At 65.3% G+C, this 12091-nt stretch carries 7 protein-coding genes; 3 read left to right on the plus strand and 4 right to left on the minus strand.

The features are described from left to right. Positions 1 to 3: 3 nt before the first annotated feature. Positions 4 to 2850, minus strand: coding sequence for an esterase (locus ACP7EY_RS09940; RefSeq protein WP_426192969.1), 2847 nt, complete (start codon positions 2848 to 2850; stop codon positions 4 to 6). Next, positions 2850 to 5210: an amylo-alpha-1,6-glucosidase gene (locus tag ACP7EY_RS09945; RefSeq protein WP_426192971.1), complete on the minus strand. Its 2361-nt coding sequence runs from the start codon at positions 5208 to 5210 to the stop codon at positions 2850 to 2852. The genes ACP7EY_RS09940 and ACP7EY_RS09945 overlap by 1 nt, the downstream gene beginning before the upstream one ends. Positions 5211 to 5775: 565 nt before the next feature. On the opposite strand from ACP7EY_RS09945, the gene ACP7EY_RS09950 reads away from it, so the two are divergent. From ACP7EY_RS09950 to ACP7EY_RS09960, 3 genes are all read left to right on the plus strand, one after another. Further along, on the plus strand, positions 5776 to 8412 hold the full coding sequence (locus ACP7EY_RS09950; RefSeq protein WP_426192973.1) for a TonB-dependent receptor: 2637 nt from the start codon (positions 5776 to 5778) through the stop codon (positions 8410 to 8412). A gap of 148 nt (positions 8413 to 8560) precedes the next feature. Beyond that, positions 8561 to 10378 (plus strand): DEAD/DEAH box helicase, encoded by a 1818-nt coding sequence (locus ACP7EY_RS09955; RefSeq protein ID WP_426192975.1) that lies wholly within the window; start codon positions 8561 to 8563, stop codon positions 10376 to 10378. Positions 10379 to 10491: 113 nt separating this feature from the next. Next, positions 10492 to 10860, plus strand: a complete 369-nt coding sequence (locus ACP7EY_RS09960) for a glutaredoxin domain-containing protein (RefSeq protein WP_426192978.1) — start codon at positions 10492 to 10494, stop codon at positions 10858 to 10860. 170 nt (positions 10861 to 11030) lie between these two features. Here the strand turns inward: ACP7EY_RS09960 and ACP7EY_RS09965 are convergent, their stop codons facing one another. Then, positions 11031 to 11486, minus strand: a complete 456-nt coding sequence (locus ACP7EY_RS09965) for a hypothetical protein (protein ID WP_426192980.1) — start codon at positions 11484 to 11486, stop codon at positions 11031 to 11033. A 122-nt stretch (positions 11487 to 11608) separates the two neighbouring features. After that, the gene (locus ACP7EY_RS09970; protein ID WP_426192982.1) at positions 11609 to 11908 is read right to left on the minus strand and encodes an immunity 53 family protein; all 300 of its coding nucleotides are present in this window, start codon (positions 11906 to 11908) and stop codon (positions 11609 to 11611) included. Positions 11909 to 12091: the final 183 nt, after the last annotated feature.

Raw genomic sequence — 12091 nt, forward strand, 5'->3', positions numbered from 1 at the left:
GCCTCAGGGCGCGTTCACCTTCAGCAGCCGCAGCCCGAACAGGTCGATCCGGTTCGACGGCCCCGCCACCCCGCCGGCGCCGCTGAAACTGTGGTTCGCTTCGAGGTAGCTCATATTATAAAAATCGTCCACCTGCACGCGGTAGCGGCCCGCCGCCAGCTGCGCCGCCAGCGGCGTTGAGTACTGGGGCGGCGTGCCATCGGCGCCGGCGCGCGCGTGGGGCATTGTGACGACGCCGCGCGCCACCGTCGCGCCGGCCGCGTCCTTGACGGTGAGCCGCTTGACGCCGCCGCTGATGCCCAGGTTGATCTGGTTGGCGCCGTTGTAGTAGCGCAGCTGCAGCTGATAGTGGCCGGCGGTGGCGACGTCGATACCGTCGATGGCCAACTGCGCGCCCGGCGCACCCCAGTTGCGCAGCGGCGTCGTGGGGGCGGCAGCGATGTCGACGGCGGCGCCCGTGCACACGGGGCGGCTGTGGTGGCTGCGGTTGCCCGACGCCGGGAACACCGCTTCGGCCGCGTAGCAGCCGCTGTCGGTGCCGACGGCGTGGCTGCCCGCCTCCAGCGCGCGCGCCACCAGGGCGCCGTCGCGGTACAGATGAAAGCGCACGGCCTGGTCGGCCACCGCGCCGATGCGCAGGCGGCCAGGCGCGTCGAGCGTGAGCACCGGTTCCGGCGGGGCGAACAAGGTACTCGACGCGCTCATCGGATCGCCGCCGACGCGGCGCATGGCCTGCTGGCCGGGCTGCAGGCGGCCCAGGCGCAGCACGATGCGGCTGCTCCGCGGCAGCGCATCCCAGGCAATAGTCGCCCCTACCGGCCTGCCGTTCAGGTGGCGCGAGGCCACCGCATAAAAACCGTCGGCCGCGCTGGCCTTGGGCAGTTCGATCGTCACCGTGATGGTTTTGCCCCGCAGGCGCAGGCGGCGTAGTTCGATGCGGTCGGTGGCGCCGAAGCTGTCGCGGCGCAGCCGGCTGGTGATGAACGGCCGCACCGTCAGGCCGCGCGCGCCGGTGCTAACGCCGAACACCGATTCGACCACCATGCCCAGGTAGCCGCCCACCGACCACAACTGGCGGCGCGAATTGATGACGGGGCCGGACAGGGCCGGATTGGCCTCGTCGAGCAGCAGGGGCTGGCCCGACAGCCATTCCAGATTCTCCATGTTCGACAGGTTCAGCGCGGCGCCCCGCATCAGGCTGGCGTAGGCGGCGTCAGCCACCGCCACGTTCTCGCCGATGGCGGCGGCGCGCAAGCCGTAGGCGGTGACGAAGGGCCAGATGGCGCGGTTGTGGTAAATCGGCTGGCCCGGCTGCTGCGGGAAGATCACCGGGGCGCCGTGCGGGCCGTGCGGGTAGCGCGCCAGGATGCTGCGCGTCTTCTGCGCATCGGCCACGCCGGTGATGATCGCCAGCGACTGGCCCAGCCAGTCGAACTTGTGCAGGGGGGCGCCGTCGAAGTGGGGGCCGGTCAGGCTGGCGTACAGGCCCGCCTCAGGCAGCCAGAAACGGCGGTCGATGGCGCCCTTGAGCTGCGCTGCCCAGCTCGCGTATTTGGCGGCAACGTCACGCTGGCCCTGTTCCCGGGCCAGCCGCGCCGCCAGCGTCAAGCCCTGATAATGGGCCAGGTTGGTCGACAGCGCCTTCGCACTGGCCAGCGAGGCCAGGTCGTCGACGATCCAGGCGCTGTAGCTTTGCTCGCGCCAGTCGAGAAACGAGGCCTCGCCCATGTACAGGCCGTCGGCGGCGTCGAAGGCGGCCAGGCGGTCGTTGTCGAGGGTGTTGACCAGCGCCGTCAAGGCGCGCGCGGCGAAAGCGGCGCGCTCGCCTGGCGCCAGCAGGTCGAGCACGCGGGCGGCGCCGAAGGCCCAGGCGACGCGGTCGGTGCTGACGGGCCAGCTGCCGCCGGTGCCCGTGTCCTGGATGATCTGCAGGCCATCGGCCGAACCGGCGGCGGCGGCCGGCTTGCCGACGCCGGCGCGCCACGGCGACAATTTGAAGTCGAGCGAGCGCCTCACCCGCTGCGGCTCGAGCAGGGCCAGGCCCAGGTCGGCCGCGTACGACAGGTCGCGCGTCCACACGTAGTGCCACTGTTCGCCCGTCTCGAAGCAGGCGCAGTCGATGGCGGCGCCCGCGTTGTAGTTGCCGTCGCGGATGGCGTCGACGGCATCGAGTCGCATCTCCGTCGTCGCCAGCGTGAACAGGGCGTCGAAGGCCAGGCTGCCGCTGCGCACGGTGGGCGCGGCGGCGCTTTCGCGCACGCGGACCAACTGCGGTCCCGGGTCGCGCAGGGTGGTGCTGGTCGAGATGGTGTAGTCGCGCAGCGGCGCGTCGGCGTCGGCGGCGGAAAAGCGGGCGACGTCGTGCTGGCCATCGGCGCGCGGCCAGCGCAGTGCGACGACGTCGGCACGGCCCCCGTGCGGATCGACGGCGGGCGCCGTGGCGACGGGGCCCAGCGCCTCGACGCGCAGCAGCGGCTGTCCGCTCTGCCTGGCGTCGAGGCGGAACAGGTAGTTGCCGGCCGCGCGCACGAACAGGTGGATTTCCCCGCCGGCCCGGGTCTGCAGGGCGGTGTCGGCGCCGGGCGCGATCTCGCCCTCGCCCGCGGCGATCCACTCGGTGCGCCAGTCGGCGCTGCCCAGCTTGAAGCCGTGGTAGCCGGGGCGCAGGGCGATGCGCGCTTCGTAGATGCCGTCGGCGGTCTCGGTAAGGGCGTCGGCGGTGCTCCAGCCGTTGAAGCCGCCGCGCACGTACAGCGCTTGTGGCAGGGGGGCTGCGGCGGCGGCGGCGGCGGCGGCCAGCGCCGCCCCGAACAGGGCCGCCGCCAGCGCCAGGCGCATCGAGCCGGCCATCAGCGGTACGCTCCGTCGAGGATGATCTTTTGCAGCGCGTTGTTCGAGCGCAGCATGGGGAAGTTGGCCGGCACGTAAGCGGGCGGGGTGCGCCAGCGCAGCGTTCCCAGGGTGGCCGTTTGCGCCGCCTGCACCAGCTGCGTGGGCACGGTGCGGCCATCGAGTTTCACGCACACGTGCCGTGCATGGGGGCCGCAGGCGGCCACCGTCAGCAGCGCCGGGGTGTCCGGTTTGACCACGAACTGCACGCGCTGGCGGCGGCGGGCGTCGTCGAGCAGGTCGAGGCTGACCGTGCGCGGCGCCGGCCCGCCAAGACGCAACTGCCAGCGCTGGCCCGCCGCCGTGCGTGTAAAGTCGACCTCGAGCGTTTCGCCGGCGCCGAAGGGCAGGCGGGCGAACAGGCTGGTCCAGGACGCCGGCAGGGCCGGCACGAAGCGCAGGCGGCCGGCCGGCAGGTCCGGGCGAAAGCCCAGGTAGTCCTGGTAGGCATTGCGCGCATATTCGGCCACGCTCCACGACTGCGCCCAGGTGCCCGATGGCTTCAGGCTGCCGTCGTCCTGCGGCACGGCGTCGAGCAGTTCGCTCATGTGGCCGAGGGTGGCGTGCGCGCCTTCCGGGCCGGTGCCCAGCATCTGCCGGCCCAGGTTGTCGGTGAGGCGCCAGGCGTGCTCCTGGTAGCCGAAGCGGGTCAGCGCCGACACCGTGAAGCCGGCGTTCCAGCCCCAGATGGTGCCCTGGTGGTAGGCGGCGTCCTTGTGGTGGTAGGCGGGGTTGTCGTGGCGCGGATGAAAATACGGGTCGGTGTCGCTGAGCGAGGCGATGCCGTAAGGGTAAAGCAGGCCCTCGACGGCGTTCTTGATCACCTTCGCCTGCACCGGGGGCGGAATAAAATCGTCGAACGGGATCGACACCAGCATCAGCTGGTTCGGCCGCACCTTCACGTCGCCGCTGCCGTCCTCGCGCAGGCGGTCGGCCATCACGGCGCCGTCCCAGAACCGGGCCAGAAAATGGCGCCGGGTGGTGGCCGCCAGCGCCGACCACTGGCGCGCCTTGTCGACGGCGCCCGCCTGGCGCGCCAGTTCGGCGCCCGTTTGAAGCGCCGTGTACCAGAGCGCCTGGATCTCGACCGCCTGCGGCCCGCGCGCCGACCACGGCTGGCGGTTGGCGATGCGCGCGTCCATCCAGGTGTCGGCGCTGTCGTGGCGCAGCAGGCCGTCCGCGCCGACGTACGAGGCGATGGCGCCGTCGAAATACGGCACCGCCAGCGCGAACATCTGCGCGGCGAAGTCCTTGTCGCCCGTGTAGCGGATGTATTCGAGCGCTTCGCGCAGCATCCACGGGGTGCCGTCGACGGTATTGAAAATGATGGGATCGGTGGCCGACACCCGGTTCGGAATGCGGCCGTATTCGGCGCCCGGTTCACGCTGCTGGTAGCGGGCGAAGTTCGCCAGCACCGCGCGCGCCTGCTCGAACTGCCCGCTCACCAGCAAGGTGCCGGGCAGGGCGATGAAGGTGTCGCGGCCCCAGTTGTCGCGAAACCACGGCAGGCCGGCCCAGATGCCGGCGCCGAATTCATCGACCACGAACATCGCCGAGGACGCCTTGGCCCAGTTCAGGGCGCGGTTGTAGCTGGCGTCGCTGGTGGCCAGGTAGCTGCGCGTGAGGGCGGCGTGGCGGGCGGCTTTTTCGGCCGCGATGGCGCTGGCCGGATCGATCGCGCGGGCGCGCGCCAGCGCCTCGGCGGCGCTGGCGCCCACCGCCGCCACCACCGTGAACGTCGTCGCCGGCGCGCTTGTGCGCAGCACCAGGCCCGGGTCGAGCCGGAACGGCTGGTCGGCCATGAGCGCCACAAACAGGTGCTCGCCGGCGCCCGGCGCCACCAGCACCGCTGGCCCCACTTGCGAGATCACGCCGGGTGCGCGCAGCAGGGGCGCAATGGCCAGCGTGCCGGCGCGCGGCGCCGCCACCGCCAGCGCCAGCGCGTGCCGTTTCGCCAGCAGCGCGATCTCTTCGGTGACGCCGCTGGCGTGGCGCAGGCGGCGGCCCCACGGCAGCACCTGTTCGAAGGCGCCGGCGCGCTCGTTGAGGGTGGCGTCAACACTGCTTGCGTAGTCAAGCAGTTGCGTGCCCGCCCGCGTGACGTAGCCCTCGCCGTTGCCGCTGCTTTGGGTGAGGCCGGCGTAATAGCCGTCGACATTGTCGCCGGCCACAAAGCGGGCCTGCCGGCCTGGCGCGACATCGATCGCCATGGCGTCGAAGAAGGCGTTCACGCTGGGCACCTGGGCGCTGGCGAGGGGAGAGAGCATGGTCAAAGCGAGCAGGACGGCGCTGCGCGCCATGTAGCAGCAGGGGTAGTTCAAGGACATCTCCGGTAAAAACGGCGGCGCAAGGGGCCGGGCCGTAGTTTGCTTACAACGCCATGGCGCGACTGGGCCCGCAAAAGCATACGTGCAAATGGCCGTGTCATCAACGCGACCCGACGTCACAAACTAGTTTAGCTACACACCGCCATGCATCGATCGGGGGCGCCCCCGCCCCGATTGCCGTATTATCCCCCAGGTTTTTGCCCTAATGTAGTGCAACTACAAGGATTCGCGCACCAGTTTGTAGCCTAAATACAACGAGAAATGTGGTAATTTCGTCACTCTGTCGCAGATTTCCGCATATTCAATGGGGAACGCAGAACGCGCGTTGACGGCGAATCTAGTTTTAATACAAAATTCTTTCGACAACGTCCAAGAACGTTTGCTTCAGGCTCCCGTGTAGTTGGGTTTCAGGGCTCGGTTCGCGGGAAACAGGTACTTACTTATGATAATCAGGGGACACATGAACATCTTCGCTAGCAAGCGGTCGGGCACGTCCCGCACCGGCCTTTTCTTTAAGTTGAGCCCGGTAGCAGCCGCTTGCACGGTGCTCGTCACGGCCATGTCGGCCCAGGCCCAAACCGCCGCCGCGCCCACCGCCGAGGCGAGCATGGCCACCGTCACCGTGTCGGGCATCCGCCGCGGCATCGAGGACGCCATCTCCGTCAAGAAGGATGCAACCTCGATCGTCGAAGCCATCTCGGCCGAAGACATCGGCAAGCTGCCCGATTCGTCGATCGCCGAGTCGATCGCCCGCCTGCCCGGCCTGGCCGCCCAGCGCGTCGCCGGCCGTGCCCAGGTCATCTCCGTGCGCGGCCTGTCGCCCGACTTCGCCACCACCTTGCTCAACGGCCGCGAACAGGTCAGCACCGGTGACAACCGCAGCGTCGAATTCGACCAGTACCCGTCCGAGCTGCTCAGCGGCGTGACCATCTATAAAACTCCGGACGCCGGCCTGGTGGGCCAGGGCCTGTCGGGCACCATCGACATGCAGACCGTGCGTCCGCTGTCGTTCGGTTCGCGCACCGTGGCCTTGAATGCCCGCGGCGAGCGCAACTCGCTGGGCAAGATCGCCAATGCGAAAGCCACCGGCAACCGCTTCAGCGCCAGCTACATCGACCAGTTCGCCAACCGCACCATCGGCCTCGCGCTGGGCTACGCCCACCTCGAGTCGCCCGTGCTGGACCATGAAACGGGCGTGTACGAGCCGTGGAAAACCGACAGCCGCCCTGGCGTGCCTGCTGGCACCTCGATCACCGACGGCATCAAGTCGCTGGCCCGCAGCGGCACCAACGAGCGCGACGGCGTCATGGCCGTGCTGCAGTTCCGGCCGAATCAGCAATGGAACAGCGTGCTGGACCTGTACGCCTCGAAATTCAAGCGCGAAGAAACCGCCAACCAGTTCGAGGTGAACCTGAGCGGCTACAACGGCGGCTTCAATCCGGGCCTGCAGTTCAGCCCCGTCACCACCGCCAATGGCGTCTTGACCGGCGGCACTGCGAACAATGTCTATCCGCTCGTGCGCGGCATGTACAACAACCGCAAGGACGACATCAAGGCTGCTGGCTGGAACACCACCTACAAGACCAATGGCATGACCTTTGCCGGCGACCTGTCGTATTCGAAAGCCACCCGCGACGAGCTGAGCCTGGAAAACAACACCCAGATCAGCAACGGCTCGAGCGTGCCGACGCCGTTCCTGGACAATCTGCGCCTGCAATTTACCCAGGGTTCCTTCCCGTCCCTGGGCGGCCTGCGTAACTACGGCGATGCCTCGACCCTGTACGTGCGCGACACCATTTATGGTTCGGGCTACGGCAAGGTGCCGCACGTGGAAGACGAGCTCAAGAGCTTCCGCCTGTCCGGTAATTTCCCGATCGACCGGTTTGCCATCGCCAGCGTCGATGTCGGCATGAACTATTCGGACCGCACCAAGACGAAGCGCCAGCCGGAAGCGAACATCCTGCTCAAGGGCAATCCAACCACCATCTCCAGCGATCTGCAATATGGCCTGGTCGACCTGGGCTTCGCCGGCAGCGGCATGGTGCCATCGTGGAACGTGCCGGGCGTGGTCGCCAAGTACATGACCTTCAATCCGACGGAAGACGCCGGTTACCTGGTTGCCAAGGCGTGGGAAGTGAACGAAAAAATCACCACCGGCTACCTCAAGGGCAATATCGACACCGAGCTGTCCGAGACGATCAGCCTGCGCGGCAATATCGGTGTGCAGGTCCAGCGCACCGAGCAGGCCTCGCGCGCCAATCTGTACGACGGCAGCCAGCCAGCGGGCCAGCAGATCAAGCCCATCAACGATGGCAAGGACTACACCGACGTGCTGCCTAGCATGAACCTGGCATTCGGCCTGCCGAACGAACAGACCATCCGCATTGCCGCCGCCCGCCAGATCGCCCGTCCGCGCGTCGATCAGCTGCGTTCGGCGCTGGAATTTGGCGTCGGCACCAACGACTTCAAACCGGGTGGCAGCGGCGGCAATGCCCAGCTCGACCCATGGCGCGCGAATGCTTTCGACATTTCGTATGAAAAGTATTTCGGCAAGAAGGCGTACGTGGCCGTGGCCGCTTACCATAAAAAGCTGACCAGCTACATCTACACCCAGACCCTGAACTACGATTTCTCGAAGTACATTCCGGGCACCATCGCCAAGACCGCGTTTGGTAACTACACGGCGCCGTTCAACGGCAAGGGCGGTACCCTGAAAGGTGCCGAAGTGTCCGGTTCGATGCCATTCAACCTGGTCTCGCCGATGCTCGACGGCTTCGGCATCCAGGCCAGCTACAGCTACAGCGACAGCGACATCAAGATCGAAGATCCGAGCAGCAATATCGGTACCAACATCCCGTTGCCAGGCCTGTCGAAAAACACCAGCAACCTGACCTTGTACTACGAGAAAAAGGGCTTTGAAACCCGCATCAGCCAGCGTCGTCGTTCCGACTTCGTCGGTGAAATCGGCAACTTCTCGAACGACCGCAGCTTGCGTTACGTGGTCGGCGAGAACACGGTCGACTTCCAGATCGGCTACACGTTCCAGACCGGTTCGCTCAAAGGTGTGGGCATCGTGGCACAGGTCAATAATCTGACCAACGCCGCCTACGAGACCTACAACGGCGACCGCGCCAAGCAGCTCGAGTACCAGAAATACGGTCGCACCATGCTGGTCGGCGCCAATTACAAATTCTAATCAGTTCGTAGTATTCGCCGAAAACCCCGTCGCATCCGCGGCGGGGTTTTTTACATTCATAGCGCGCGAAAAGGTGAAATACCGACGTGACCTTCGTCAACAGAGTAAACTGTCGTTTTAGCGCAATTAATTTCAAGTGAGCAATTCCATGTCTGATACCCCTCTCCCGCTGTTTTCCGAACTCAATCTCTCGCCTGCACTGCTGAAGGTCATCAAGGAGATTGGCTACGAAACGCCGTCGCCCATCCAGGCCGCCACCATTCCGCTGCTGCTGGACAATCGCGACGTCCTGGGACAGGCCCAGACCGGCACGGGTAAAACCGCCGCCTTCGCCCTGCCGATCCTGTCGCGCATCGACATCAAGCAGCAGACGCCGCAGGCGCTGGTGCTGGCCCCCACCCGCGAGCTGGCCATCCAGGTCGCCGAGGCGTTCCAGACCTACGCCGCGCACATCAAGGATTTCCACGTGCTGCCGATCTACGGCGGCCAGAGCTACGGTCCCCAGCTGTCGGCCTTGCGCCGCGGCGTCCACGTCGTCGTCGGCACCCCGGGCCGCGTCATCGACCACCTCGAGAAGGGCTCGCTCGACCTGTCGAAGCTGAAAACCCTGGTGCTCGACGAAGCCGATGAAATGCTGCGCATGGGCTTTATCGACGATGTCGAACAGATCCTGCAAAAAACCCCGGCCACGCGCCAGACCGCGCTGTTCTCGGCCACCATGCCGTCGGCCATCAAGCGCATCGCCAAGACTTACCTGCGCGATCCGTCCGAAGTGACGGTGGCCGCCAAGACGGGCACCGCCGACAATATCCGCCAGCGTTACTGGATGGTCAGCGGCATGCAGAAACTCGATGCGCTCACCCGCATCCTGGAAGCCGAGCCCTTCGACGGCATGATCATCTTCGCCCGCACCAAGCTGGGCACGGAAGAGCTGGCCGGCAAGCTCAACGCGCGCGGCTTTGCCGCCACCGCCATCAACGGCGACATGCAGCAGGCCCAGCGCGAGCGCACCATCCAGCAATTGAAGGATGGCAAAATTGACATCCTCGTCGCCACCGACGTGGCCGCCCGCGGCCTCGACGTCGAGCGCATCAGCCACGTGGTCAACTACGACGTGCCGTCGGATCCGGAAAGCTACACCCACCGTATCGGCCGCACCGGCCGCGCCGGCCGCAGCGGCGAAGCGATCCTGTTCATCACCCCGCGCGAGCAGGGCCTGTTGAAGGCGATCGAACGCGCCACCCGCCAGCCGGTGGCGCCGTTGACGCTGCCAACCGTCAAGACGATCAACGACGTGCGGATTGCGAAATTCAAGGAAGAAATCACGGCCACGCTGGAAAAGGGCGGCCTCGATGTGTTCCGCAGCCTGATCGAAGAATACGAGCGCGAGCTCAACGTGCCGGCGGTCGACATCGCCGCCGCGCTGGCCAAACTGGCGCGCGGCGACGTGCCCTTGCTGCTGGAAAAAATCGATCGCGCGCCAAAAGCGGCAACCTGGGAAGAGCGTCCGGCCCGTCCTGTGTCGAGTTCGGCGCCCGCCAAGTTCGACCGTGCTGACCGCGGCGACCGTGGCGACGCGCCCGCTTTCAAGAAGGAGCGCGTGCAGCGTCCCGCCGAAGACGGCATGGGCACCTTCCGCATCGAAGTGGGCCATTCGCACGGCGTCAAGCCGGGCAATATCGTCGGCGCCATCGCCAACGAAGCGGGCATCGAGTCGAAGTTCATCGGCCGCATTGAAATCTACGACGATTTCAGTACCCTCGATCTGCCGTCGGACATGCCGCCCGATATCATGGAACACCTGAAAAAAGTGTGGGTGGCCGGCCAGCAGTTGAACATCACGCGTGACGGCGAAACCCCGATGGGCAAATCGGACGCGGCGCCGAAAAAAGCGGGAGAGCGCCGCTTCTCGGAAAAGCCCGGTTTTAAAGGCGCCAAGAAGTCGTACTCGAAGAAGCCCGAGTAAAGTGAAGGGGGACGCCACGGCGTTCCCGTTCCAGCAAATTTGCTTATAGTGGGGAATGGTTTTCGGACCATTCCCCATTTTTACGATGCCTATACCCTAGACCAGGAAACCCCATGACCCGCGCCATTCTCGACGACGAGCACATCCACCCGCTGGCCCGCGCCACCATCGACACCTATGAGTCCGCCGTGGTGGGCGAGGTACGCCAGGCGATCGCCACCCATGCCGTGGTGATTGTCGGCATGGCGCAAAATCCCTATCCAAGAAAAGCCAGGCGGGCCCTCGACGCCATCGGCGCGCCGTACCACTACCTCGAATACGGCAGCTATTTCAGCCAGTGGCGCCCGCGCGGGGCGCTGAAAATGTGGACCGGCTGGCCCACCTACCCCATGGTGTTCGTGAAGGGCACGCTGGTGGGCGGCGCGGCGGAGTTGCAAACGCTTATCACCAGTGGCGAGTTTGAGCGGTTGGTGAAGGTGTAAGCTGCGGGCAGAAGTGGCGGGGCCGTGATGGCGCTGTCTGCGGGCACGGCTGCCATCCTGGCGCAAGGGCGCGGGTGGCCAGCGTGCGTCGCAGGTGCCGTTGTTGCGCATGCTGGGCGAAGCTAGTCTATTGCTGACTGGCCGGTTTCGACCCAAAGCGGGCGTTGACCCTACGGCGGATCCTCGTGCATAAGCCACGATTTGGTCGCTGGCGAATACGTTAAGAACGGGCTTTCTTCCCAGTTTTCCGGGGTGATATCCGCAGGTAGTTCTAGGGCCTCAGCGAGGTTTTCGACGAATGCCAATATTCGCTCATGTTCCAACGGCCCCGCGACGTCCTTCGCGGAGATGTCGAGTTCTAACTGCTGGGCGATGAAAAAATGGCAGTTTATAACTGTGCCATCCAATGGGATCGAGAGCAAATGCGAGCCTTCGCGATTGGCCAAGGCGCCTCGAGATCCGGGAAACGGTAGCGGCATCCCGTCGAAGGTGTATGTGAATTCGTATTGGCTGAGTAGTCGGTCGAAGCGATCCCAGTGCACAGCTTCCGTATTCTGAACGTAGATGTCCCGCAGCGAACCATCGCAGTCCCATAGTCCTGCTACATCGTGGAAGTTCGGTCTCATGAAATAGATTCTCGATTGTGAGCTGTAAGTCCGACTGTCTGCTTCTGGCCGATATCGGACAGCGGCTACCGGCTGGCTCCGATCTGAAGCGGACTTTATCGTTCATGCGATAGGTGAACAATTCAGCATTGGTCGGCAACCCACGTAAGGAAGACCATTGCCATTTCTTCTAGACAATGCGCGCCGCCAGTGGCTATGAATTTCCCTTTCTCGACTCTGCAGTCGATCCATCGAGCGTCTTGAAGTGCATCGCCTCGTTGCACGGGATCAAATTCGTGGCGCAAGGCGTCTGTATCACTCAGGTCGATCTCAAGCCACCAACCTGGATTGTCGAGCGTCTCAATTTGGATGCCAAATGAATGCTCCCAGTCGCCGTCGCATTGCGACGCGTACCAGTTTTGCAGGCCAACAAGTGCACTCATGGGATCGAAGCTTCTCTGTCAATCATGGGGAACAATCAGAAATATCCGGCGCGTCGGAAAGACCGCTTTTGGCCGTACATGGACGCCCCCGGTTTGCCAAGCATACATTCATTGATGAGCTGGAGGTAAGATTGCACCCGTACATCCGGACTTTCTTGCAGCTGGAACTGCTGCGGTCCCTGA

The sequence above is a fragment of the Massilia sp. DWR3-1-1 genome, assembly GCF_049898325.1.
Taxonomy (GTDB): Bacteria; Pseudomonadota; Gammaproteobacteria; order Burkholderiales; family Burkholderiaceae_D; genus JAFCUW01.

What these genes read in the sequence shown, in the direction of transcription:
- ACP7EY_RS09940 (WP_426192969.1), bottom strand. Translation starts at nt 2,850, where the DNA reads ATGGCCGGCTCGATGCGCCTGGCGCTGGCGGCGGCCCTGTTCGGGGCG.
- ACP7EY_RS09950 (WP_426192973.1), top strand. Translation starts at nt 5,776, where the DNA reads ATGTCGGCCCAGGCCCAAACCGCCGCCGCGCCCACCGCCGAGGCGAGC.
- ACP7EY_RS09955 (WP_426192975.1), top strand. Translation starts at nt 8,561, where the DNA reads ATGTCTGATACCCCTCTCCCGCTGTTTTCCGAACTCAATCTCTCGCCT.
- ACP7EY_RS09960 (WP_426192978.1), top strand. Translation starts at nt 10,492, where the DNA reads ATGACCCGCGCCATTCTCGACGACGAGCACATCCACCCGCTGGCCCGC.
- ACP7EY_RS09965 (WP_426192980.1), bottom strand. Translation starts at nt 11,486, where the DNA reads ATGAGACCGAACTTCCACGATGTAGCAGGACTATGGGACTGCGATGGT.
- ACP7EY_RS09970 (WP_426192982.1), bottom strand. Translation starts at nt 11,908, where the DNA reads ATGAGTGCACTTGTTGGCCTGCAAAACTGGTACGCGTCGCAATGCGAC.